We start from the raw sequence: 23,503 nt of genomic DNA, 5'->3' as shown, positions 1-23,503 counted from the left end.
GGAGGTGTTATCGTACGTATGAACCAGTGGGATGCCGATATTCACATCACGGACGCTTTGGTCTGCGAGCTGATCGAAAGCCAGTTCCCGGATCTGGCGGGACTTCGGATCAGGCAGATTGGGGAAGGCTGGGACAACGCCGTTTATCGGGTGGGAGACCGCTATACGTTCCGTTTTCCAAGAAGAAGCATCGCCGTAGAATTTCTGCGCACAGAAGGGAGGCTGCTGCCGCTCCTTCGTGATTACATTACGTTTCCCTATCCCAAACCGGTGTTTTACGGACTGGAAAGCGAGGCATATCCGTTTCCGTTTCTGGGTTACACTTATATTCCCGGAACGTTTCCCGTTGGACTGACCGATGAACAGCGGCGTTTATCGGCGGCTTCTTTAGGAAGCTTTCTGCGTAAACTTCATTCGTTTCCGGTGGGAATTGCGAGGGAAGCGGGGGCTTCGGAAGACCACCGGAACCTGACGGACGTAACTTCACGCAAGATGAAAATGGTAGACATCCTGTCCAGCCTGAAGCCTCATCTGCCAAGGGAGGAGCATGATGCCATCCAGAAATATTTGAACCACCATGTTACCGTGGACCGGATTACCCCGAAGGAAGTAATGCTCCATGGCGATCTGCACTTTAAAAATATGCTGGCAGACGAGCGTGGACAAATCAGCGGCGTGATCGACTGGGGAGATCTGAATGTCGGCCATCCGGGCTGCGATCTCAATATCGCTTACAGCTTTTTGGGGCCGGCAGAGAGGCAGTTGTTCTTCGAACAGTATGGCGAAGTGGATGAGGAAACCAGGCTGCTGGCCAAGCTGATCGGCGTGTTTATTCCGATGCTCCTTTTGGCTCAGGCGGTTCAAATCAAGGATGCCGGGGTGGCGGAAGAAGCGCGGGCCAGTATTCGCCGGGCTTTGTCCGGTGATTGAAGCGGCCGATAATGATCCTCGGGAAGCGTATGGTCGTGGTCCAACGGGACGGATGAAACTTTTTTGAAAAGCGCCCCCCAGCCTGTTAAGAATGTTGGTGCCAGCTGCCCCAGTGTTAGGCAGTAAACCTCGACTTAACTGTCGGGGATTTTGGTTAGCTCAAACCGGCTGCCCCATCTTTGGGTAGTGGCGATGAGGGTGCGGTCTCCTTTCGTAAAAAAATAGCCGCTCCCTTCATGCTCCTTATAGTCCCACCCCTGCTTCTCCAGCATGGAAATGATGCGCTGACCATTCTGCTGAGAATTGAGCCGGCTGATATACCAAGTATTTTCCCCATCTGACAGCAGGACAGCAGGCGTATCGCCGGACTGCATGCCCTGATTCCATGCCGTCTTTTTGTCGATCCCTTGAAGCGGAAAAGCCGGGTATAGAAGATGGGTCTGAAGCATGAGCCACAGTATAATGGATAGCAGAACCAAGGCTCCCGACGCACCGATGAACCATGTTTTCAACATTGTATATCCTCCCTCCTTTAAATTATCAAATGAAGTGACTGTGCCAGAATTTTCCTTTGTCCCATTATAGCCCGGATTCTCGATGTCTTAACAGGCCTACATAAAGGAATCAGGCGTTACTTTCCTCTCACTTAAAGCGTTTTATATAAAGAAAATGACGGATCGTTTGAAGGGGGCGCTCTTTTGAAAAGTATAATGACTGCTTTCCTGCTAGTTGTGTTCATCTTAGCGGGCTGCAGTCCAGAGAAAGATACGTTCAGCACCCCGCTGTATCAAGGCCGAAGCTTGAAGATTGGAGTGATCGGCGAAGTTCCGACGGTACGGGAGAGTAATGTTACTTTTAAGCAAATTACGTTTGATGATTTGGAAAAAGGAGGTTCGTTCTTATCCTCATACGACGCCGTTTTTATCATGAAAGAGGAGCTGCCGACAGCCGCATCGCCGCAGTACGCCAAAATATATAAACTTGCTGGAATTCCGTTTTTTTCTTCGAATCTTCCAAATATCTTGCCACCTATATAGATGCTACGATTTCTTACGAGGATTGGCCTGACATGGGGCCCGGTTTCTTCGTACTTGGATACGATGGAGGGACACGGCACCAGTTTGGCACAGGTTTGTACAACGACACCAAAAACGAGACGAATGTCAAAAGCGCTTACTCCGATATCTTCAGGCAGATCGAAACCGGGCTATAGATGGTAATATCGTATTGAATAAGGAGGAACATGTCCTGAAAATCATCGGCTGCTCGCTGTTAGTGCTTCTACTGTTACTTACCGGATGTGCTCCCGTCCCCCAATCTTACAGCATGCCTGAGTATAAGGGCAGAAGCTTAACGATCGGAGTGGTTGGAGGGGCGCCTTCTGTAAGGGAGAACAACGTTAGCTTTGTAACCTTAAATAAAGCAGATCTGGAGAAAGGTACCGCGAATTTAACCCGCTATGATGCCGTTTTTATCATGAAGAAGCATGTGTCTCATTTTGAGGCTCTCATGGAAAAAAATGAACTGAACTTAGAGGACGGCGTTCCGATCTTTTTTTTACAATCTTCGAATATACCGGATCCTCTCTTGAGCGGCGAGGGCTTGCTCCGGAAGAATACTTCCGAATCTAATGAATTTGCGTTAGGTTATGTGAAGAAGGGAGAGCAGAATAAAACATTTTCCTTGGTCTTGGACGAACAAAACGACCCTTTCTCAAACCTGGAGAACGCCTATACCATCCTTTTCAAAACAATCGAATCGGGTATTTAACCGGACAAAAAAATCCTTATTCCGACGCCGGCAGATCCGGTATGGAATAAGGATTTTTTGCTTGTTTCATCAAGAGCAGCAAGGCTGCTTCCGCGGTTGCTTAACGCCGGCCATCCAGCGTAAGCGGGGCGGCACTGTTCTGAAGAAGCATGCTGCGGTACAAATATTCAAAAATGAATTCAAACGCCTCCAGATGCTTTTTCGCTTCAAACGCGTTTTTACCCCACGCATAAATGCCGTGGTTGCGCAGCAGGATTCCCGGTACGGCCGGGTTCAGCACGCCTTCCACGAGTTCGGCAATGCGGGGAATATCCGCATAGTTCGGAAGCACAGGGATGGAAATCGGCGCATTTTCCTCCCAAATGTTGAACGCTTTAATCAACTCGATGCCCTGAGCCGGCACGGCTCCGGCCTCCCCGAACCATTCGCTGATCAGGTTGTTAAAGATCGTATGCACATGGAACACGGCGCCGCAGCCGGTGAGACGGTATATTTCGCAATGGATTTGCGTCTCCGCGCTGGGCTTCAGCGAGGTCGTTTCCACCGCCCGGCCGCTTTTGTCCACGAACAAAAAGTCTTCCGGCGTCGTCAGCGACTTGTCTTTACCGCTCGCCGTAATGGCGAAATAAAAGGCTTCCGGGTCAAATTCGCCCACCCGCATCGAAAGATTGCCGCTGGTCCCCGGGAACCAGTTCTTCGCGGCAAACTGCTGTTTGATCAGGCTCAACTCTCCGAGAACCTGCTGCTTATGCTCCAGGCTAATGCCGGCAAAGGTCATGTCTACAGCACTCCTTGTCGTTGTTTCTTCTTCATGTCCTCGATAATGTCAAAAAAGGTTTCAAAAGGAACATGCTTCACGCCAAGCTCCGCGCATTTGTCCGTCAGGATGGAGCGGGAGTAGACGAGGTCGGCGATTTTGGCGCCTTCGAAGTCGGTAAGGCTGTCGCCGATCAGAATCCGCTCGTATTCGTCTTCCGGGAACCGCCGCATGACCGTCGTTTTGCACATCCCGCAGCCGTTATGGCAGGGATCCTGGCAAGGGTGCGGCCAGAGGATCTTGATCCGCTCTCCGCTGAAATCGGCGCTGTTGCAGAATATATGGTCGGACGGAATTCCGAACGGCTCGAGGAGCGGATCGATAAAAAAGTCCATGCCGCCGCTGGTCACGTAAAAGCCGATATTTTCCTCTCTGGCATAGTCCAGAAATTCACGGAAGCCGTCGCGAATGCCCGCCCGGCTTAAGACGTAGCTGACAATTTCGTCCTTCATCGAAGAAGGCAGCAGGGCGAACATGGCGCCGACGCCTTCGCGCAGGGTGATCTTCTGGCTGACCGTATCTTCCATGATCGGCTTGTACCCGGCCGGGTCAAAATGCTTCATGATCGCCACGATGTTATCCGACAGTGTGATCGTGCCGTCAAAATCGCAAAAGATTACGCGTTTCTTGGCTTTCATCGTTCGCCTCCCCAGGCGTCCAGGGCGGCCTTCAGCTCAGGATGGCCGTCTTCGGCATACTGGGCGAGCGGAATGGACTGCTGCGCCGCAGCAATCGCCTGCACAAACGCCCGTCCGCCAGCCTCCGTACCCATCGGATGGCCGTGAATGCCGCCGCCGGCGTTCACGACGACGTCGGTTCCGAAATCCCGCAGGATGAGCGGCACGAGTCCGGGATGGATTCCCGCCGAAGGCACCGGCATGCTGGCCTTCATTGGCAGTTCCCGGCTGATCAGCTCGTCACGGATCGCCATGTTTTCCGCCTTAGGCATCGTCACGGATCCGTAAGGGGAAGGGAAGAGCACCAGATCCGCGCCGGCGAGCCGCATAAGCTGGCCGAGCAGCACCGAAGCCGAGATACCATAATGCGGCGACGGGTAGAAGGCTCCCGCGAGCGCCGGATGCGCGGCGATCGGTACGTTGATCTCCGGATCGCTGCTCAGTTCATGCAGCACGTCGTAGCCGTAGGACAAAACGTTGAACAGCAGCGCGTTCGCGCCGGCGCCGATCGCCTTCTTCGCTTGGCTCTTCAAGCTGGACGTCGGTCCGGTCAAATTGGCCGCATACAGCAGCTTCTTGCCTGTTTCTTTCTGCGCCGCTTCTGCCGCCTTCAGGCATACTTCCACGCGCTTTTCGATCGGCGTCAGTTCGTTTTCGAACAGGATCTCGTCGTCTTTAATCAGATCGACTCCCGCGAGGGCTTGTCTCAGAAACTGCTCGCGCAGCTCGTCCGCATTCAGGCCGATGACGGACTTGAAAATGCTCATCAGAAGCGGCCGGTCATGGACGCCGAGAATGTCCCGAATGCCGGCGATGCCGAATTTGGGGCCGGGGAAACCCTGCACGAAATGATCTGAAAAGCCGAGGCGGTTCAGCTTGATTTTGCCGTCCATCGAGATTTTGCCGAAAACGGTGACAAGCAGGGCCGGAATGTCGCGGCTGAAGTTGATGTCCGGGTACGCGATGGTGACATCGGCGTACCGCTCGCCGGGTGCGGCGCCTTCCGGCTCATGAACGTCCACCTGAAGCACTTCGCCAAGATGCTTCTGCATCGATTCCCGCTTTGCTTGGGGAAGCTCGGTCCAGCTGCCGACGGTCATGCCGACAGCGATCGATTCGGCCTTTTTACGAAAGTCGGCCTTGTCGTCATACAGCCGGTACGTGGCTGTGCAGCGGCTCATGAAATTCCCTCCTTCAGCGCGGCCCCCATTTCCCGGGAGCGTTCCGCGCAGCGGTTCACGGCAGCGATCACTGTTTCGAAGAAATCACCTTTGTCAAGCGTTTCCAGTGCCGCCTGGGTGGAGCCGTTCGGCGATGTCACCTTCGCCCGGAGGGCGGCAGGCTCTTCGCCAGTCTGCTGCACCATCCGTGCGGCGCCAAGAACCGTCTGCACCGTAAGTTCCTTGCACTGCTGCGGCGTCAGTCCGCCGCGGATGCCGGCAGCCATCATCGCTTCCATCATGTAATAGATATAAGCGGGGCCGCTGCCGGAGATGCCGGTCAAAATTTCCAGCTTGTCTTCTTCCACGACCGTTACCGTACCGACAGCCTGGAACAGCGTCATGACCGTCTGGCGGTCCTGGTCGTTGATTTCCTTGGAGAAGGAGACGCCGGTTGCACCGAGGCCGATGGAGCTGGAGGTGTTCGGCATCGTGCGGGCGACGGGCTGCTTGCGTCCGAGCAGATCCTGGATCGTGCGAATGGTGAGACCTGCGATGACGGATACGATCAGCGTGTTATCGGAGAGCAGCGGACCGAGTTTGCGCAGCACGTTAGCCGCATCCTTCGGCTTGATAGCGAGCACGATAATCGGAGATTCGCGCAAAATTTCCGTCGTTTCCGCCGGGTCATTGTTCGTTTTGACATTGTAGCGGTGCTTGAGCTCTTCGAGCCGCCCCGAGTTGGAGCGGTTCAGCATGGTCAGGCTTCCGGCATTGACGACCGATCTTCCGATCAAACCTCTGACGATGGCTTCCGCCATCGCTCCTGCACCGTAAAAGGTAATGGGCTGGGCAATCATGGCCTGTTGTTGACTCATTATAATTCCTCCTTGCGCGGCAAGCCGGTATTGTAGAGCTCCGGTATTACCCGCGAATTTGTCCATTTCCATGGATGATGTATTTCGTGGAAGTCAGAGCCGGCAGGCCCATCGGGCCGCGGGCGTGCAGCTTTTGCGTGCTGATGCCGATCTCCGCGCCAAATCCGAATTCGAAGCCGTCCGTAAAGCGGGTGGAAGCGTTATGGTATACGGCGGCAGCGTCCACTTCGTGAAGGAAACGTTCGGCATGGCGCTGATCGGCGGTAACGATGCATTCGGAATGCTTGGTACCGTAAGCAGCAATGTGCTGCATGGCCTCATCTATCGATTCTACAATTTTTACGTTCAAAATGTAATCATTGTACTCCGTTGCATAATCTTCTTCTGTGACCGGGAGAGCCCAGTCGACGATTCTGCGGGTTTCTTCGTCGCCGCGCAGCTCGACGCCGGCTTCCTTGAATGTTCCTGCCAGTGCCAAAAGATGTTCCCGGGCAAACGCCTGGTGCACGATCAGCGTCTCCATCGAATTGCAGACCGACGGGCGCTGTACCTTGGCATTGATCGAGATCTCCTCGGCCATCACGGGATCGGCCGTCTCATCCAGATACGTATGGCAGATGCCGGCGCCCGTTTCGATGACCGGCACGGTGGCGTTTTCCACTACGGTGCGGATGAGCGAGCTGCCGCCGCGAGGTATAACGACGTCGAGCAGGCCGTTCAGCTTCAGCATCTCGTCAACCGAGGAACGGTTCGGATCCTCGATCAGCTGCAGTGCCTCCGGCGGAATCGCGGTGGAGGCGAGGGCGCCATGGAGCACCTCGACGATTTTGCGGTTGGAGGAGAGGGCGGAGGAACCGCCCCGCAGCACCACGGCATTGCCTGTCTTCAGACACAGGCCGGCGGCGTCGACGGTCACGTTCGGGCGCGCTTCGTAAATGATGCCGATAACGCCAAGCGGTACGCGGTATTTGCGGATGCGGAGCCCGTTTGGCCGTTCGATATTCTCCAGCTCGTCGCCGACCGGATCGGGGAGCTCGACGATTTGCTCGAGCCCTGCGGCGATGGCGTCGATCCGCTGCGGATTAAGCGCCAGGCGGTCGAGCAGAGAGGATGAAGTTCCCTGCTGGCGACCGCGCTCAAGATCCTCGGCATTGGCCGCGATAATGTCATCCTGCTTCTGACGCAGCGCCTCTGCCATGCGAAGCAGCGCCTGATTTTTCTCGTCGGTGCTCAGCCGGTTTAATACGGCGGCAGCAGCGCCGGCGCGTTCTGCTTTTGATCTTACTTCACTCATATCATAAATGCCTCCTTGTCCTTATTATGTGAGTAACCTATTTTAAGGTAATCCACTCATCCCTATGAATCACTTCGAGCCGGTGAATGGTATCCAGCGTCCGGATCACTTCAGCGCTGCCCAAGCCCTGAATCCGCCTGAGCTGCTCATCGTCATAATTGACGATGCCGCGGCCGCAGACCGTCCCTTCCAGGTTCAGCACCTCGACGACGTCGCCGGCATGAAACTGGCCTTCGACCTGCTTCACGCCAACGGGGAGAAGGCTGTGGCCGCCATGAACGAGCGCTTCCTCTGCTCCCCGGTCCACGTAGAGAGTGCCGAGCGGCGTGGACATGAATCCGAGCCACTGCTTCTTCATCGGCAGCGAGTGCAGCTCGGTGTCGAAGTAGGTTCCTTTGCCGCGGCCTTCCATGGCGCTGCGAAGATCGCCGTTCTCGGTCACGCGGCCCACGAAGACCGGCACGCCGCCGCGGGTGGCGATTTTGGCTGCATCTACTTTGGAACGCATACCGCCCGTACCGACGGATGAACCGGCGCCGCCGGCAATGGAGTAGATCTCCTCGGTAATTTCTCCGACATGGTCAAACCGGATCGCATTCGGATTATTCCGCGGATCGGCCGTATAAAGACCGTCCGTATCGGTCAGGATCAGCAGGTGCTGGGCTTTGACCAGGTTGGCGACGAGCGCTGACAGCGTGTCGTTGTCGCCGAATTTCAGCTCATCAACCGAAACGGTATCGTTCTCGTTGAATATGGGGACCGCCCCCTGCTTCAGCAGCTCCTCGACGGTCATGCTGGCATTGTTCATGCGCTTCCGGCTGCAAAAGTCGGTGCGGGTCAGCAGGATTTGCGCGGCGGTGATGCCGTGCGAGGCGAATGCTTCCTGGTACGCCTGCATAAGCAGCGCCTGGCCGACGGAGGCTGCGGCCTGCTTTTCGTGCAAAAGCTTGGGCCGGAAGCTGTAGCCGATCGCCCGGAAACCGGCCGCGACGGCACCGGAGGTGACGAGCAGCACTTCGCATCCGGCTTTGATGAGTGCTGCAATTTCGCCCGCAAAGAAAGCGACCGCATCGCGGTTCAGTCCGCCTTCAACGCTAGTGAGCGAGCTGCTGCCGATTTTGACGACGACTCGAGATGGCATAGGATATCACGTTCCTTTTCTAATATAAGACTGCTCTGTTTTCCTCATAAAAACTTCCTGGTACAACAAAAAAACTTTCGTCCTTTGGAGTAAAGGACGAAAGTTTATACTTCCGCGGTACCACCTTTATTGATGATTGGATCATCCGGCTTTGGGCCCTGTAACAGAAGGCACTGTCCTGCACACAGGCAGGCCGCTCAGGGGTAGGTTTCGGAAGGGCTCGCGGTAAATTCTTTCAGCCGGTGGAATTTACTCTCTGGGCGCGAGTTGCCGTTCTTACTGGTCCCGTCAACGCGTTTCATTATGTTTCAACGATGCTTCCTTTGGTTCATCCGCTTTATTTTCACCTAGAATACCACGAAGCGGCGGTCTTTGCAAAAGGTTATACGAACAGATTCAGCCGTCCGATCCGCCCGGCAGCTTCCTGCAGCCTCTCCTCGGAGGTCAGCAGCCCGACGCGGACGTAGCCTTCGCCATGCCGGCCGAAACCGATGCCGGGAGCAACGGCCACCTTGGCTTCTTTCAGCAGGAGGTCGGCAAACGACTCCGACGTAAAGCCATTGGGCACCGGCAGCCAGCTGAAGAAGGAACCGCCCGGCTTCTCCGCCGTCCAGCCGATGCGGCCGAGACCGTCGAAAAAGGCGTTGCGACGTAATTCATACCGCTGCACGAGCTGCTGTACGCAGTCCTGGGAGGAGGTGAGCGCCGCAGCGGCCGCGGCTTGGATGCCGCCGAACAGGCTGACGTAGATATGATCCTGCAGGTTGTTGATGAGCGAAATCACGTCCCTGTTGCCCAGCGCAAATCCGACGCGCCAGCCAGCCATGTTGTACGTTTTGGACAGGGTGTAAAATTCGATGCCGACTTCCTTGGCGCCCGGTGCCTGCAGGAAGCTGACGGGGCGCTCGCCTTCAAAGCCGATGGCACCGTAAGCGAAGTCGCTTGCGACGACGATGCCGTTCTCTCTGGCGAAGCGGACCGTGTCCTCATAGAAGCTTAGCGGGGCGACGGCCGATGTCGGATTGTTCGGATAATTCAGGAACATCAGCTTGGCGCGTGCCCGGTCCGCCGGGCTGATCCGGCCGTAATCCGGCAGGAAGGCGTTGTCCGCCAGCAGCGGCATAAACGACATTTCGGCTTTGGCCAGCGCTACGCCGGACCAGTAATCGGGGTATCCCGGATCCGGAACGAGGCACAGATCGCCGGGATTGAGCAAAATCTGCGGGAGCTGCACGAGTCCCGTTTTGCCGCCGAACAAAATGGCAACCTCTTTCTCAGGGTCAAGCTCCACGCCATAATCAACGAGATAGCGCTTCGCGATCGCTTCCTTTAAAAAGGCAAAGCCGGTAAACGGCGAATATTTATGATAGAGCGGGTTGGCTGCCGCCTCCTGCAGCGCGGATACGATGTGTCCCGGCGTGGGTGTATCGGGATTGCCCTGCCCCAGATTGATGACGTCATGCCCAGCGGCGATTTCCCGGTTCACCTTCTGCACGAGGGTAGCGAAAAACTGGGTCGGCAGCTGGGTCATCACTTCGGCGGGTACGATTGGAAAAGCGGATGTCGGACGTGCCTTGTCCTCTGATGAATGCATATCAAATCACTCCGGTCTGGACTCGAGAATAATATGTTTAAATCTATCACGATTTATCAGGGCTGTATAGAGGGAAATGACTGCTTGCACGCGGAATGGGCAGGGACTATGATGGTATACAAATGAGATTTGCGGATCAAGCCGTACGCGCCATGATCCAGGGGAGGAACCAATCATGCCTTTAAATGAACGCGTGGTGCTGCGAGCCGCTTTAATACAGGCCGATATTCAAATCGGCCAGCCGGAGGCGAACCGCCGCCATATGGAAGACCTGCTGGAACGGGCGGTGTCTGCGGAGCCGAAGCCGGAACTGCTGGTGCTGCCCGAAATGTGGAATACCGGTTACGCGCTGGAGCAGATCCAGGAGCTTGCGGATCCGGATGGCAGGGAGAGCCGGGAATGGTTATCGGCTTTTGCCAAGCGGCACGGGGTGACGATCGTTGGTGGCTCCATCGCGGAGAAGAAGGACGGCGGCATCTACAACACGATGTACGTTTTTAATGAACAAGGTGACACGACGGCCCAATATTCCAAGATTCACCTGTTCCGGCTGATGGACGAGGAGAAGCATCTAGAGGCCGGCGATGAAATCGTCAGCTTTACATTGCGTGAGGGCTTTCAGGCCGGCGCTTCAATCTGCTACGACATCCGTTTTCCGGAGCTGGCCCGCACCCAGGCGCTGAACGGGGTAAAGGTGCTGATCGTGCCTGCCGAATGGCCGCATCCGCGCCTTCACCACTGGCGCACGCTGCTGATGGCCCGGGCGATCGAGAACCAGATGTATGTCATCGCCTGCAACCGCGTCGGGGTGAGCGGAAGCACCGAGTTCTTCGGACATTCGCTCATCATCGACCCCTGGGGCGAGATTGTGGCTGAGGGCGGCGAAGGCGAAGAGATCGTGACCGGTGAACTCGATCTTGGGCTGGTCGATGAAGTGAGAGGCCGGATTCCGGTGTTCGAGGACCGCCGCCCCGATATTTACCGTAAACCGTAACCTCAAACCTCAAACCTCAATCATCAAACCGGAAACCGCACATGGAAAAAAGGTCCGGGCTCTCCGCCCGGGCCTTTACACGTTTTTTAGACCAGATCATTCAGCGTATCCTTGAACGTTTCGATAAAAGCCTCCGCGGCTTTGGACAAATACCGTCCGCGCCGGTATGCGACCACAAGTGTCCGGCTCGGCACCGGCTCGGCAAGGGGAAGGTATACCGGCACGAATTCGCTTCGCGGTGCCCGCGCGATAAAACGCGGTACCAGCGTGATGCCCATGCCCGTGGCGACGAGCGACTGGATCGTCTCCATGTTGTTGCTCTCAAAGACGACCTTGGGCTCGAAACCGGCCTGCTGGCACAGGTCGAAGGTTATTTTGCGGAAGCCCTGTCCCTTTTTGAGCACGATAAACGATTCCCCGCTCAGCTCATCGATCCGGACCGGAACCGGCTTCCCGGCTTTGGCTCTGGCAGCGAGCGGATGCGATTCCGGTACGGCGAGGTCGATCTTTTCTTCGCCGATTACCTCGTATGTCAGCGAAGGCTCCTGCAGCGGCAGGGAGAGCAGGCTGAGGTCCGACTTGCCTCCCGCCGTAAGCTTTTCCAGGTTCATGGAGGAGTCCTCCAGCAGGGTGATTTCGATGTCAGGGTACTGGCGTTTGAATGTGGGAAGCACATGCGGAAGCAAGTGCGCGCCTGTAATCGGCATGCTGCCGATGACCACCTTGCCGCTCTTCAGCTGGGATATATCAGCCATTTCCTGGCGCAGCAGCTCCACGGCGTCTATAATTTTTTGGGCCTGCTCCATGAAGGAAGCCCCGGCATGCGTTAGCTCCACTGTGCTTGTATTGCGCTGGAACAGCAGCACCCCGAGCTCTTTCTCCAGCTTGGACAGCTGTTGGCTCAAGGAGGGCTGGGCGATGTGCAGCTTCTCGGCGGCCCGGGAAAAATTTCGCTCTTGGGCGATTTGGAGTGCGTATTGCAGCTGTCTAAGTTCCATGAGACACCTTCCTTTGCTTTCTATAAAGTAGCGGATAAACCACGCTTTGCTTGATAGTTAATTCCTATTACTTTTATAGATATTATATCTTGGATCAATTAAGCTGCAAATGCTATATTTAGTTTAATTCAAGAGGCTGCCGGGCTGAATCGACTTCTGTCCGGCGTCTCTTCCAAGGAACGAAACCATGAAGAGGTGACAGTGATGAGTAAAAGAACGATGTTTGAGAAAATCTGGGATAACCACGTGATTCATCAGGAAGAAGGCAAGCCGAGCATTTTGTACATCGATTTGCACCTCGTCCACGAGGTAACGTCCCCACAAGCCTTCGAGGGCCTGCGCCTGAGCGGCCGCAAGGTGCGCCGTCCGGAGCTAACGTTCGCAACGATGGACCATAACGTACCGACGAAGGACCGCTTTAACATTAAAGACCCGATCTCCAAGCAGCAGATCGACACGCTGTCGCAGAACTGCCGCGACTTCGGCGTCACCCTCTTTGATCTGGATACGATTGATCAAGGGGTCGTGCACGTTATGGGGCCGGAACTCGGTCTGACCCATCCGGGCAAAACGATCGTCTGCGGCGACAGCCACACCTCGACTCACGGCGCATTCGGCGCTCTGGCGTTCGGGATCGGCACAAGCGAAGTGGAACACGTGCTGGCTACCCAATGCTTGCAGCAGGCCAAAGCGAAGACGATGGAAGTGCGCTTCGTCGGCAAGCGCAACCCCGGCGTAACGGCGAAAGACATGATCCTCGGCGTCATTGCCAAGTATGGCACGGATTTTGCTACAGGTTATGTCATTGAGTACACGGGCGAAGCGATTCGCGAGCTGTCGATGGAAGAGCGCATGACCGTCTGCAACATGTCGATCGAAGGCGGTGCGAGAGCGGGCATGATCGCTCCGGATGAAACGACATTCGAATACTTGCGCGGACGCCAATACGTGCAGCAAGGCAGCGACTTTGACCAAGCGGTGGAGCAGTGGAAGCAGCTCGTCACCGACGAAGGCGCAGCATACGACCGCGTTGTAGAGTTTGACGTGGAAACCCTGATCCCGCAAGTGACCTGGGGAACGAGCCCGGGTATGGGTACGGACATTACGTCTCGCGTGCCGGTGCCGGCGGAACTGCCGACCGAAAACGAACGCAAAGCAGCTGAAAAAGCGATTGAATATATGGGCCTGACGCCGGGAACGCCGATGTCGGAAATCGAAATCGACTACGTGTTTATCGGTTCCTGCACCAACGGCCGGATCGAGGATCTGCGCGCTGCGGCCCAGGTAGCCAAGGGGCACAAAGTGTCCGACCGGGTAACGGCGATCGTCGTTCCGGGTTCGGGACGCGTCAAGATCCAGGCGGAGAAGGAAGGACTGGACAAAATTTTCACCGAAGCGGGCTTCGAATGGCGCGATGCCGGATGCAGCATGTGCCTGGCGATGAACCCGGACGTTCTCCAACCGGGACAGCGCTGCGCATCGACGTCCAACCGGAACTTCGAAGGCCGTCAAGGCCGCGGCGGACGCACGCACCTCGTGTCTCCGGCAATGGCTGCAGCAGCAGCGATCAAGGGTCGGTTCACGGATGTCCGTGATTGGAACTTCAAAACGGAAGCGGTCAGCAGCTAAGGAGGAGAATAAACATGGAAGCTTTTACGAAATTAACAGGTCTCGTCGCTCCGGTAGACCGGGTGAACGTGGATACGGATGCCATCATTCCTAAACAATTTTTGAAGCGGATCGAACGTACCGGTTTCGGACAATTTCTGTTCTATGAATGGAGATTCGATGAGCAGGGCAACGACATCCCGCAGTTTTCGCTGAACCAGCCGCGCTATAAAGGAGCTTCGGTTCTGATCTCCAGAGCGAACTTCGGCTGCGGTTCTTCCCGTGAGCATGCGCCATGGGCGATCATGGATTACGGGTTCAGATGCATCATCGCTCCATCGTTCGCAGACATTTTCTACAACAACTGCTTTAAGAACGGCATTCTGCCGATCAAACTGTCGGAAGAGCAGGTGGAAGACCTGTTCCAGCGTACGGCAGCAAATGAAGGCTACGAGCTGAACGTCGACCTGGAAAACAAAACGATCACGGATGCCCAAGGACTGCGTATCGATTTCGACCTGGATGAGCACCGCCGGCAATTCCTGCTGCAAGGCCTGGACGATATCGGCCTGACCCTTCAGCATGAAGACGCCATCTCCGCCTATGAGCAAAAGCACGCGGATCGCTTGTTCGCGTAACTTATCCAGCCGGATGGGCACTGCCCTTCATTATAAGCTCCCATGCTCCGATAAGGAGTGTGGGGGCTTTTTTGCTGGGCGCTGGAGTATACCCGAGGAGCCGAAGGAGTCAAGGGAGGTCGATATTTGGATAAATCGGGAAACAAAACAGGTAAAAATTTGTAAAATCAAGCAGGAATATAAGCTTAGCGCACAGAAATTGTTACAGGTCAAATACCGTTAATGTTTTTTTCATACATACATTCTGCGGCTTGTCACGAGCAGCAGCAAAAAATCAGTTTGTCAGAGGTGGAACATGAAGAAATTTGGCTTTTTACTGTTTTTATTGATGTTCGCCTTTATTGTCGGCGCCCAGGCGCCGTCGGTATCGGCGGCAAGCGGCACGGAGATCGTGCTGGACGGGAAACAACTGGACATGCCTGCAGACGCAGGAGTTGTCAACGTGAACGGGAGCATTATGGTTCCCTTCCGCGTGGTCGGTGAAAATCTTGGATTTGCCGTAGATTGGGAGCAGAAGTCGCAGAAGGTCACGATTCAGAAAGGCAGCACCAAGATGCTGCTTGTCGTCAAGCAGAAATCGGCAACCGTGAACGGCAAAAAGGTGAGCCTGGATCAGCCGCCGCTCCTGCAGAAGGGCAGCGTCGTTGTGCCGATCCGGTTCGTGAGCGAACAAATGGGTCTTGCGGTCAGTTGGGACGGCGTCAACAAAACTGTGTATCTGTCGACGGATGGATCGAATCCGTCGGGAGCCGATCCGGGAACAGGAGCAGGCAGTGGAGGTACGATACCGGTTCCTGATACGGGGAGCGGCAATCCGGAAGGCACCGCTCCGTCAGGCGGTTCTGAAGGATCCGGCGTGACCGGCCAGGAGGGGATTGCCGAGCTGACTGGCATCAGCTTTAGCGACAACCGCCTGATGATCGCTACCTCCGGTAACGGAAATGTGGTCCCGAAAGTGTTTACGATGAAAAATCCGGACCGCATCGTCGTGGATCTGCCGCAGACCCAATTCTCAGGAGCACTGGGCGAGACGCTTCCCTTGAGCGCTGACGCTCAAGGGAAGCTGGACGTCAGCGGGTATCCCGACGTTTCCGGGATCCGGTATTCGTTGTTCAGCAGCAGTCCGTCCACCGTTCGGATCGTGATCGATTTGAACTATGCCAAAAACTATGCCGCATACCCGGATCCGTCCGGAAGCGGGATGTTTATCGTCGATTTGAATTTAGCTTCGGAGACGCCGTCGGTTCCGGTCGGGGGCAGCGGGAAGAAGGTCGTCGTGATCGACGCCGGGCACGGTGCCAAGGATCCCGGGACGATCGGCTATTCGAAAACGAAGGAGAAGGACTTCAACTTGGCGGTTGCCCTAAAAGTCGGACAGCTTCTCGGGAGTGAGCCGAATATCGATTTTGTTCTGACGAGAAGCGATGACACTTTCCTCGAGTTGAAGGACCGTGTTAAAATAGCCAACGATCTGAATGCCGACGTATTTGTATCCATCCATGCGAACAGCGCGGGCTCGTCTGCGGCGAGCGGCAGCGAAACCTATTATCAGCGTGATGCAAGCAAATCGCTGGCGAACGTGCTGCACAAGTATTTGGTTCAGGCTACCGGCCTGGCGGACCGGGGAGTGAAATACGGCAACTTCCACGTCATTCGGGAGACCAAAATGCCGGCTGTTCTCCTGGAGGTTGGTTATTTGAGCAATCCGAAGGATGAGGCAACCTTGTTCTCCGAAAACGTTCAGCAGTCCGTCGCGCAGGGGATCGTGAGCGGCATTAAGGAATATTTGGGATTATAGAATTCGGAACTTGGCTGAAAGGAGTGTTATGGTGAATAAAAAAATATGGTGCGCAGTTCTTCTGTCCGCCGTGATGATTGTAGGAGCAGGCTGCGGTCAGAAAGCGAAGACGGCTCCTCCTCCGCCAGCGAGCGCTTCCGAGCCGAGCTCGGTTCAAGCGGACGAGAGCACATCACCGCCGGTTACGGAAGGTACTGCTCCGGATGACAGTACGGCAGGCAGCAATTCGGGCAATGACAGCAGTGGAGGGACCGGGGAAACCAAGGGTGAATCAACCGGTGAGGCAGCTAAGGATCAACCCAGCTTTCAGAAATTGACCATTGATGTATATTACACCGACCCGCAGGAAATGGAGCTGAAGAAAGCCCAGAAGGAGATCAGCTACCAGGTTCCTCTTGAGAAATACGTTGAGGCGTTCAAAGCGCTTCAAGACAGCGGCAGCACCGACCTCGTTCCGCTGTGGGGTAAAATCGAATTGACCAAAATGTCGCTGGACACAGATACGGGACTGCTGCATATGGATATTCATATCCCGGACGAAGCCCGGCTGGGATCGGGCGGGGAACAATTTGCCCTCGACTCGCTCAAGCAAACGATGTTTCAATTCGACGAAATCAAAGCGATCGACATCCTCGTCGACGGCCAAGCCGTGGAGAGTCTGATGGGCCACATGGATCTCGACCATCCGATCAAGAGAGGCGAGTAGATCATCGTTTCAATCATAACGAACAAGCATGCCGATTCCTATTGGGAGTCGGCATGCTTTTTTGCGGAAACCATGCTTTTCAGCAGGGGTGTTTGAATCGATAATACATAAAATCCCGGTTTTGTCCATCCAAAGTCATAGTAAAACTTTTGCATATAGAGGAATATATTCGCAACTTTTCAGGGGGGCTCGCGTCTAATAAATGTCTGGTGATGTCGAAGATGCCGAAGCCGAAACGTCAAAAAGCAGTTGAAAAATTTGAGAATGGTAGGGGTGAATAATGAAGAAGTTTGGTTTTTTGTTTGCGTTTATATTTGTCTTCATTTTGGCGTTTCCTCATAATGGACAGGCTGCGGCAGGGAGCACAAAGATTTTTTTGAATGACAATGAGCTGAAGCTAACAGGTAATGCAGTGGTTGAAAATGTGAAGGGTAATACGATGATCCCATTTCGCGTGGTCGGAGAGAGTCTGGGATTTGATGTCGCATGGGAGCAGAAGACCGGCACGGTAACCATACAAAAGGGCTCGACAGTCATAAAGCTTGTTGTTAATCAAAAGAATGCTACGGTTAACGGCAGTAAGGTTGCACTTAATATCGCGCCGATTCTGCGCACCGACACGGTCATCGTCCCGCTTCGCTTTGTGAGTGAGCAAATGGGACTGACCGTCAGCTGGGATAATGTGAAGAAAGTGGTATATTTAATTACCCCGGATTCGAATTCCGGAAACAGCGGAAATGCCGGCACCGGTGCTGGCAATGGCGGGACAACCGTACCCGGCAACGGCAGCGGCGATAACGACAGCAGCGTCGGGCTCGTCAATGGACTCAGCTTCAGCGACAACCGGCTGCTGATCGCAACCAGCGGGTCGGTTAAGGCCAGCAGTTTTAAAATGACCGGTCCCGATCGGGTCGTCATCGATCTGACGAACGCGAAATTTTCGGATCAATTCAGCGGTTCTTCTCCGCTGGACAGCAATTATAACGGCTCAATCAACGTCAGCGGCTATCCGGATGTATCCAAAGTCCGTTACTCGCTGTATAACGATAATCCTTCCACGGTACGCGTGGTCATTGATCTGAATTATGCGAAAAATTATAAGCTGACCAATGAAAACGGGATGTATATCATCGACTTGAACACATCAGACAGCGGCACTCCTTCCACTCCAGTTGGCGGAGGCGGCAAAAAAATCGTCGTCATTGATGCAGGCCATGGCGATCAGGATCCTGGCGCATCAGGCGTTTCCGGCAAAAAAGAAAAAGCGTTTAACTTGGCGGTTGCCCTCAAAGTAGGGGCTCTGCTCAAAAATGATCCTAACATCGATGTCGTTCTTACCCGCAGCGACGATACGTTCCTTGAACTGAGCGAACGGGTAAAGATCGCCAACGATTTGAAGGCGGATGTGTTTATTTCCATCCATGCGAACAGTGCAGGCTCCTCTGTGGCAACAGGAAGTGAAACCTACTATCAGCGGGATGCCAGCAAGGCGCTGGCCAACGTGATGCATAAGTACCTGGTACAAGCCACCGGACTGAAGGACCGCGGCGTTCGCTACGGCAATTTCCACGTCATTCGCGAAACGAAGATGCCGGCTGTGCTGCTGGAAGTTGGTTATCTGAGCAACAAAAACGACGAGGCTGCCCTTTTCTCGGAAAGCTTCCAGCAGCGGGTTGCCAAAGGCATTGTCAGTGGTATCAAAGAGTATTTAGGTGTGAAATCATGATGAATCGCAGGAACAAGGAGGCGGGAAGTCAATGAATAAAAAAGTTTGGTGTGCAGGGGTTCTGGCTCTGGCGTTGGTTGCTTTGGCAGGCTGCGGCCAGAAGCCGACCGCCGCACCAGATCAGCAACAGGAGACGGCCTCCGATCAGCAGGTGACTGGAAGCGGCGGAGATACGGCAGCCGGAGAAACGGGAACCGAAGGCACCAACGGTGCCGTTACTTCCGACAGCGGGCAGGACCAAGGTTCAGACCAAGGTCAGACCTCATCCGGTTCGCAAGGGCAAGGACAGGGTCAAGAGGCGACTGGCCAGGGCCAATCCACGTCCACGCAAACGACGAATTCGAACCAAAAAAGCTTGAATATCGATGTCTATTATACGGATCCTGAGGAGCTGGATTTGCACAAAGCCCAGAAGGAAATCAGCTTCAGCAGCGAAGATGAAAAGTATAAGAAGGCGTTCGAAGCGCTGCAGGCCAGCGACAAATCGGACCTCGTTCCTCTGTGGGGCAAGGTGGAACTTAAATCGCTGAGCATGAAGGACGGTCAGCTCACCATCGACATTCATATGCCGGATGAGGCCCGTCTTGGTGCAGGGGGAGAGCAGTTTGCCCTGGACGCACTCGACAACACGCTGTTCCAGTTTGACGAAGTGAAGTCGATCGAGCTGCTGGTTGACGGCGCCAAGGTGGAAAGCCTGATGGGGCATGTCGATTTGGAGCATCCGATGACAAGACACTGATTTTTTTGGGGAAATTCAGGAAATATAGCAGGAGCTCGGCTCCTGGATGTCGAATTATATACAGCTAGAGAAAGGCTGATAGTATCGAACTAAAGTTGGAGCGTCGCGCATCCTTTGTGGGAGCTATGATTCCCGGGGAACGGGCGCCTCCGCTTTAGTTCTTTCTATTTATTTCAGAGAGGGGCACTATCATGGTTCAGAAACGCAGCAATCATTCCTTACCTTCTAAAAAAGTCGTCTCCGCCGTCCTGGTCGGTATGATGGCATTAAGCTCGGGCACAGCCGTATTCGCGGATACCCCGGCCACGACCGGAGCAAGCGTAACAGCAGCTTCCGTCGGCCAGTTCAGTGACGTCAAGAGCGGATTCTGGGCTGAGAAGCATATATACAAGCTTGCTGCCCAAGGCATCATCCTCGGCGATAAAGGGCTGTTCCGTCCAAACGATTATGTGACCCAGCAGGAAGCCGTTACGATGGCGATCCGTTTTGCCGGGCTTCAGAACAAGCTGAGCACGGACACGGCCGTTGCGCTGCCGGAGAATGTCGTCGTAAATAATTATTTCAAGCCATACGTTGCACTCGCTTTCCAGCAAAGCCTGCTGAACAAGGCGTCCGAAAGCGCGGCCACCGGTCAAAAGGGAACCTGGGGCGAGCGGAAGGCGAGCCGGGAGTGGATCACCGAAGTGCTGGTCCGCGCTCTGGGCAAGGAAAGCCAAGCTTCCGCCGCAGCCTCGAAGGCCACAACGTTTGCCGATAACGGCAAAATTTCCGCTTCAAAACGCGGCTTTGTGAACGTGGCGCTGGAGCTGGGCTTGACGAACGGTGTGGATGGTAACCGTTTTGATCCGCAAGGTTCGGTTACGCGTGCCCAGCTGGCGACCTTTTTCAGCCGGGCGGAAGCCTACAACAACATTAAGTACGACAACTCCGCCGAAGGCATCATTACCGGGCTGAGCGATAATAAGCTTGATTTGTATGTAGACGGCAGTGTGAAGAGCTACGCCATTGATGCGTCAACCGGATATTTTACAAAGGATTCGGAAACGAAGATTGCCTTTACGGAACTGAAGCCGTACACCAAAGTGATGGTCATCGGCAGCGGGACGAAGGCAGGGTATGTGGAAGTGACGGATCCAACCGTTCAACTGGAAAGTACGGAAGGAACGTTCCAGAAGCTGTCTCCTGGGAACATTCTCTGGATCGAAACGAACAGCACGTTCCAGCAGTTTACATATGATGCGGGTACGACGTTCCTGGATCAGAACGGTGCGAAGATCGATCCTTCCGCCATCGCGGTCGGCAGCAAGGTATCTGTATCTCGTGAAACGTTTAGCTCCGCCAAGAAAACGGTCATCGTTCAAGTGAAATCGGGGATCGTGAACAAGACGGGCACCGGAACGCTGCAGAGCATCGATACGGCCACCAAGTCGCTCGTCATCAAAAATGACGCGGGCAATCTCGAAAGCTACACTTGGGATGCCAACTCGTTCTTCAGTTACCAGAATGAGATTCTGTCTCCGTCCGAACTGAAAGCGGGTTCGACCATTAATTACACGATCAAGAATAACATGATTCAATCCATTGAATTAAAACAGGGAGTGGAGCGTACGATCCGCGGATCCTTGTATGAGGTTGGAGCAAACGGCTCGACCATCACCTACAAGCGGGACGGCGGAGCACTTGAAGTGAAGCTTCTTGCCAGCAAGCCGGAAATTGTCATCAGCGGCATCAGCGCACCGCTTCTTAGCGATCTGATCGCGGATTCCACCGCTGGCGACCAGGTGCAAATTACGCTGAATCCTGACGAGCAGGTAACCAAAATCGAAGTGCTGAACCGTCAGATGGAGCAAAAACGCGGAGCCTCGGTCGTATCCTATGAACCGAAGACGAAGCTGCTCACGCTGATGGACGCGAACAAAAAACCGTTCGTTGTGACGCTCGACGATAAAACCAAGCTGGTGTACAACACGGCCAATCCGACGCTGTCCGGCATCGAATCGCTGCTGACGACCGGCCGTAAAGTGAACGTCAGCTATCTGACGAACCGGGCGCTGTCGCTTGAGGTCATCTACCAGTACGACGGCAAGGTAACCGCGATCGATACGGCTGCCAAGAAGATGACTGTGGTCACCCCTGGCGGGGAAACACTCGTACTGCCTTACAGTAATCCGGCTGTACAGGCATACGGCAAGAGCAACGCGTCGCTGTCCGACGTGAAGATCGGCAGTGATGTCGCCCTCGTGCTGAATGCGACGCAGGATGCCATTTCGTCCATTCTATTGAAATCGACGGTTCAATTTGAAGTCGTGGACATGAACTATACCAGCAGCCGAATTACGGTGAAGAAGGATGGCGTGACGAGCCAGTTCTATCTGGACAAAGCCGCACTGACAGGAGATAACGGACAGGCGGTGGAGCTGGCGGATATTCGTGCCGGACAGATTCTCAACGTGACGTTTAACGGAACAAACGCGGCTGCCGCACAAATCGTGAAGCTGACGACGGGCCAAATCACGGCGGTGGATTCTTCTGCGGCATCGCCAAGCATTACGGTGAAGGATTATGCCGGCACGACGGAAACGTTCAAGCTGGGAACCGGGTCGAAAATCGTCAATGACGCCGGCAGCGCGCTGAGCCTGGGGAACCTGGCGGCGGGCAACCGCGTCGAAGTCCGCAAGGACGAAAGCGGCAATGCCGTGGTCAAGGTGCTGAATGTAACGACCCAGACCTACTGGAAATATGACAGTTATGCGAAGGAAATATATGTGAAACGGCAAAATGTCAATGATGCCAACCAATACACGCTTTCGCCTGGAGCATATATTCACCAAGGTGACACGATATTGACCGTGCAATCCCTGAAAGAAAATGATACTATTGTATTGTATTTAAACAATGGAACGATTGTAGAAATACAGAAACAATAGTATGCTTTGGGAATGGTCATAAGATACACCGTCTTGATGCGGGGTTCTTACCCGCGTCAGGACGTTTTTTTTTGCAGGAGGTACTTCGCATGAAGGCTGAAACCGTTCGCTATATTTTGGACACGATCGGAGCGATGTTCCCTGATGCGCATTGTGAATTAAACCACAGCAATGCGTTCGAGCTGACGATCGCGGTTCTGTTGTCCGCCCAGTGTACGGACGAAACGGTAAACAAGGTAACCAAGGATCTTTTTCAAAAGTATAAAACGCCTGAGGATTATGTTTCGGTTCCCTTGGAGGAGCTCGAACAGGATATCCGCCGGATCGGCCTGTACCGGAACAAAGCCAAGCACATCCACAATCTGTGCCGCATTCTGATCGAACAGTACGGCGGAGAGGTTCCACGAGAGCATGACAAGCTGGTACAGCTTCCCGGCGTAGGACGCAAGACGGCCAATGTGGTGGTGTCGAATGCTTTTGACGTTCCGGCGATTGCGGTGGATACGCACGTCGAGCGGGTATCCAAGCGGCTTGCTCTGGCGGGCTGGAAGGACTCGGTGCTCGAAGTGGAGAAAAAGCTGATGAAGCGGGTGCCCAAGGATGAGTGGACGATCACGCACCACAGGCTCATCTTCTTCGGCCGGTATCACTGCAAGGCACAGAATCCGAAATGTCAGGTATGTCCGCTGCTCGATGTGTGCCGTGAAGGAAAAAAACGTATGAAGACGTCCCAAATCAGAAAAGATAAGGAACATACAGGATAGGAAGAACAAAGATGGAGAAGGATGGGATTTAGATGAAATGCATTTCGGTGTACACAGACAATTTTGAAATGTTTTCCGATATTTTTGATGCGGTTGTGGAAAGCAAACTGAGCGAAAACGAAGAGAAGGAAGTCGAAGGAATCACGGTGAGCCATTCGGGCGACGTGCCTGAGCATTACCTGGACCGGATGTCCGTTAAGCCTGAAGTCGTTGTCATGAAGGACAAGTCCCGGGGTTTGACGATTTTGCAGCACGGCAAAGTCTTTGAAATTTTGATTCCGGAACTGGAAAGCGCGTCGATTTAACGGCCTGTATATGCAGCGTAAGGCCCAGGATAAAACCGA

General features: G+C 54.4%; 22 protein-coding genes. 13 read left to right on the top strand and 9 right to left on the bottom strand.

The features are described from left to right. Positions 1–18: 18 nt before the first annotated feature. Entirely contained in the window at positions 19–930 is a 912-nt protein-coding gene (locus tag MKY74_RS25460) for a phosphotransferase (RefSeq protein WP_076170904.1), read from the top strand. A gap of 134 nt (positions 931–1,064) precedes the next feature. Here the strand turns inward: MKY74_RS25460 and MKY74_RS25455 are convergent, their stop codons facing one another. Beyond that, positions 1,065–1,445, bottom strand: coding sequence for a hypothetical protein (locus tag MKY74_RS25455; RefSeq protein ID WP_076170906.1), 381 nt, complete (start codon positions 1,443–1,445; stop codon positions 1,065–1,067). A gap of 183 nt (positions 1,446–1,628) precedes the next feature. On the opposite strand from MKY74_RS25455, the gene MKY74_RS25450 reads away from it, so the two are divergent. Together MKY74_RS25450 and MKY74_RS25445 are read left to right on the top strand one after the other, a co-directional pair. After that, positions 1,629–1,967, top strand: a complete 339-nt coding sequence (locus MKY74_RS25450; protein ID WP_084203925.1) for a hypothetical protein — start codon at positions 1,629–1,631, stop codon at positions 1,965–1,967. 190 nt (positions 1,968–2,157) lie between these two features. Next, positions 2,158–2,700, top strand: a complete 543-nt coding sequence (locus MKY74_RS25445; RefSeq protein ID WP_076170908.1) for a hypothetical protein — start codon at positions 2,158–2,160, stop codon at positions 2,698–2,700. A gap of 100 nt (positions 2,701–2,800) precedes the next feature. On the opposite strand, the gene mtnB is transcribed toward MKY74_RS25445, so the two are convergent. The 7 genes from mtnB to MKY74_RS25410 form a co-directional block, all read right to left on the bottom strand. After that, positions 2,801–3,478, bottom strand: coding sequence for a methylthioribulose 1-phosphate dehydratase (mtnB, locus tag MKY74_RS25440; protein ID WP_076170910.1), 678 nt, complete (start codon positions 3,476–3,478; stop codon positions 2,801–2,803). A 2-nt stretch (positions 3,479–3,480) separates the two neighbouring features. Then, positions 3,481–4,155, bottom strand: a complete 675-nt coding sequence (locus MKY74_RS25435; protein ID WP_076170912.1) for a 2-hydroxy-3-keto-5-methylthiopentenyl-1-phosphate phosphatase — start codon at positions 4,153–4,155, stop codon at positions 3,481–3,483. Continuing rightward, entirely contained in the window at positions 4,152–5,375 is a 1,224-nt protein-coding gene (locus MKY74_RS25430) for a 2,3-diketo-5-methylthiopentyl-1-phosphate enolase (protein WP_076170914.1), read from the bottom strand. The genes MKY74_RS25435 and MKY74_RS25430 overlap by 4 nt, the downstream gene beginning before the upstream one ends. Then, positions 5,372–6,232, bottom strand: a complete 861-nt coding sequence (gene proC, locus MKY74_RS25425) for a pyrroline-5-carboxylate reductase (RefSeq protein WP_076170916.1) — start codon at positions 6,230–6,232, stop codon at positions 5,372–5,374. Before proC ends, MKY74_RS25430 begins: the two co-directional genes overlap by 4 nt. Before the next feature lie 46 nt (positions 6,233–6,278). After that, entirely contained in the window at positions 6,279–7,526 is a 1,248-nt protein-coding gene (locus MKY74_RS25420; RefSeq protein ID WP_076170918.1) for a glutamate-5-semialdehyde dehydrogenase, read from the bottom strand. A gap of 37 nt (positions 7,527–7,563) precedes the next feature. Then, positions 7,564–8,667, bottom strand: coding sequence for a glutamate 5-kinase (gene proB, locus MKY74_RS25415; protein ID WP_144025430.1), 1,104 nt, complete (start codon positions 8,665–8,667; stop codon positions 7,564–7,566). A 382-nt stretch (positions 8,668–9,049) separates the two neighbouring features. Then, positions 9,050–10,261 (bottom strand): pyridoxal phosphate-dependent aminotransferase, encoded by a 1,212-nt coding sequence (locus tag MKY74_RS25410; RefSeq protein ID WP_076170920.1) that lies wholly within the window; start codon positions 10,259–10,261, stop codon positions 9,050–9,052. Between the two features lie 175 nt (positions 10,262–10,436). Here MKY74_RS25410 and MKY74_RS25405 point away from each other — a divergent pair, with 175 nt between their 5' ends. Further along, on the top strand, positions 10,437–11,255 hold the full coding sequence (locus MKY74_RS25405) for a carbon-nitrogen family hydrolase (RefSeq protein ID WP_076170922.1): 819 nt from the start codon (positions 10,437–10,439) through the stop codon (positions 11,253–11,255). A gap of 86 nt (positions 11,256–11,341) precedes the next feature. On the opposite strand, the gene MKY74_RS25400 is transcribed toward MKY74_RS25405, so the two are convergent. Beyond that, positions 11,342–12,253 (bottom strand): LysR family transcriptional regulator, encoded by a 912-nt coding sequence (locus MKY74_RS25400; RefSeq protein WP_076170924.1) that lies wholly within the window; start codon positions 12,251–12,253, stop codon positions 11,342–11,344. 204 nt (positions 12,254–12,457) lie between these two features. Here MKY74_RS25400 and leuC point away from each other — a divergent pair, with 204 nt between their 5' ends. From leuC to MKY74_RS25355, 9 genes are all read left to right on the top strand, one after another. After that, positions 12,458–13,882 (top strand): 3-isopropylmalate dehydratase large subunit, encoded by a 1,425-nt coding sequence (gene leuC, locus MKY74_RS25395; RefSeq protein WP_076170926.1) that lies wholly within the window; start codon positions 12,458–12,460, stop codon positions 13,880–13,882. A gap of 14 nt (positions 13,883–13,896) precedes the next feature. Continuing rightward, on the top strand, positions 13,897–14,499 hold the full coding sequence (leuD, locus tag MKY74_RS25390; RefSeq protein WP_076170928.1) for a 3-isopropylmalate dehydratase small subunit: 603 nt from the start codon (positions 13,897–13,899) through the stop codon (positions 14,497–14,499). Positions 14,500–14,794: 295 nt separating this feature from the next. Continuing rightward, the gene (locus tag MKY74_RS25385; protein ID WP_076170930.1) at positions 14,795–16,297 is read left to right on the top strand and encodes an N-acetylmuramoyl-L-alanine amidase family protein; all 1,503 of its coding nucleotides are present in this window, start codon (positions 14,795–14,797) and stop codon (positions 16,295–16,297) included. A gap of 31 nt (positions 16,298–16,328) precedes the next feature. Next, entirely contained in the window at positions 16,329–17,003 is a 675-nt protein-coding gene (locus tag MKY74_RS25380; protein WP_076171722.1) for a GerMN domain-containing protein, read from the top strand. A gap of 280 nt (positions 17,004–17,283) precedes the next feature. Then, positions 17,284–18,729 carry an N-acetylmuramoyl-L-alanine amidase family protein gene (locus MKY74_RS25375; protein WP_076170932.1) on the top strand — a complete coding sequence of 482 codons (1,446 nt, stop codon included), beginning with the start codon at positions 17,284–17,286 and terminating at the stop codon, positions 18,727–18,729. 31 nt (positions 18,730–18,760) lie between these two features. Further along, positions 18,761–19,468: a GerMN domain-containing protein gene (locus MKY74_RS25370; RefSeq protein WP_076170934.1), complete on the top strand. Its 708-nt coding sequence runs from the start codon at positions 18,761–18,763 to the stop codon at positions 19,466–19,468. 191 nt (positions 19,469–19,659) lie between these two features. Continuing rightward, entirely contained in the window at positions 19,660–22,395 is a 2,736-nt protein-coding gene (locus MKY74_RS25365) for an S-layer homology domain-containing protein (protein WP_076170936.1), read from the top strand. 89 nt (positions 22,396–22,484) lie between these two features. Further along, a complete protein-coding gene (gene nth, locus MKY74_RS25360; RefSeq protein ID WP_076170938.1) occupies positions 22,485–23,159 on the top strand; it encodes an endonuclease III in 675 nt (224 codons plus the stop codon). A gap of 32 nt (positions 23,160–23,191) precedes the next feature. After that, positions 23,192–23,464: an NAD/NADP transhydrogenase alpha subunit gene (locus MKY74_RS25355; RefSeq protein WP_076170940.1), complete on the top strand. Its 273-nt coding sequence runs from the start codon at positions 23,192–23,194 to the stop codon at positions 23,462–23,464. Positions 23,465–23,503: the final 39 nt, after the last annotated feature.

Source organism: Paenibacillus sp. FSL R5-0378 (genome assembly GCF_038009285.1).
Lineage (GTDB): Bacteria > Bacillota > Bacilli > Paenibacillales > Paenibacillaceae > Paenibacillus_AQ > Paenibacillus_AQ favisporus.
This window is presented reverse-complemented; position numbering and strand designations above follow the sequence as displayed.

Bases quoted from the DNA above. Each gene is read 5' to 3' on its own strand.
- leuD (WP_076170928.1), top strand. From the start codon at position 13,897: ATGGAAGCTTTTACGAAATTAACAGGTCTCGTCGCTCCGGTAGACCGG.
- mtnB (WP_076170910.1), bottom strand. From the start codon at position 3,478: ATGACCTTTGCCGGCATTAGCCTGGAGCATAAGCAGCAGGTTCTCGGA.
- MKY74_RS25355 (WP_076170940.1), top strand. From the start codon at position 23,192: ATGAAATGCATTTCGGTGTACACAGACAATTTTGAAATGTTTTCCGAT.
- MKY74_RS25385 (WP_076170930.1), top strand. From the start codon at position 14,795: ATGAAGAAATTTGGCTTTTTACTGTTTTTATTGATGTTCGCCTTTATT.
- proB (WP_144025430.1), bottom strand. From the start codon at position 8,667: ATGCCATCTCGAGTCGTCGTCAAAATCGGCAGCAGCTCGCTCACTAGC.
- MKY74_RS25370 (WP_076170934.1), top strand. From the start codon at position 18,761: ATGAATAAAAAAGTTTGGTGTGCAGGGGTTCTGGCTCTGGCGTTGGTT.
- MKY74_RS25375 (WP_076170932.1), top strand. From the start codon at position 17,284: ATGAAGAAGTTTGGTTTTTTGTTTGCGTTTATATTTGTCTTCATTTTG.
- MKY74_RS25410 (WP_076170920.1), bottom strand. From the start codon at position 10,261: ATGCATTCATCAGAGGACAAGGCACGTCCGACATCCGCTTTTCCAATC.
- proC (WP_076170916.1), bottom strand. From the start codon at position 6,232: ATGAGTCAACAACAGGCCATGATTGCCCAGCCCATTACCTTTTACGGT.
- MKY74_RS25460 (WP_076170904.1), top strand. From the start codon at position 19: ATGAACCAGTGGGATGCCGATATTCACATCACGGACGCTTTGGTCTGC.
- MKY74_RS25405 (WP_076170922.1), top strand. From the start codon at position 10,437: ATGCCTTTAAATGAACGCGTGGTGCTGCGAGCCGCTTTAATACAGGCC.
- MKY74_RS25365 (WP_076170936.1), top strand. From the start codon at position 19,660: ATGGTTCAGAAACGCAGCAATCATTCCTTACCTTCTAAAAAAGTCGTC.
- MKY74_RS25455 (WP_076170906.1), bottom strand. From the start codon at position 1,445: ATGTTGAAAACATGGTTCATCGGTGCGTCGGGAGCCTTGGTTCTGCTA.
- MKY74_RS25420 (WP_076170918.1), bottom strand. From the start codon at position 7,526: ATGAGTGAAGTAAGATCAAAAGCAGAACGCGCCGGCGCTGCTGCCGCC.
- MKY74_RS25430 (WP_076170914.1), bottom strand. From the start codon at position 5,375: ATGAGCCGCTGCACAGCCACGTACCGGCTGTATGACGACAAGGCCGAC.
- MKY74_RS25435 (WP_076170912.1), bottom strand. From the start codon at position 4,155: ATGAAAGCCAAGAAACGCGTAATCTTTTGCGATTTTGACGGCACGATC.
- MKY74_RS25400 (WP_076170924.1), bottom strand. From the start codon at position 12,253: ATGGAACTTAGACAGCTGCAATACGCACTCCAAATCGCCCAAGAGCGA.
- leuC (WP_076170926.1), top strand. From the start codon at position 12,458: ATGAGTAAAAGAACGATGTTTGAGAAAATCTGGGATAACCACGTGATT.
- nth (WP_076170938.1), top strand. From the start codon at position 22,485: ATGAAGGCTGAAACCGTTCGCTATATTTTGGACACGATCGGAGCGATG.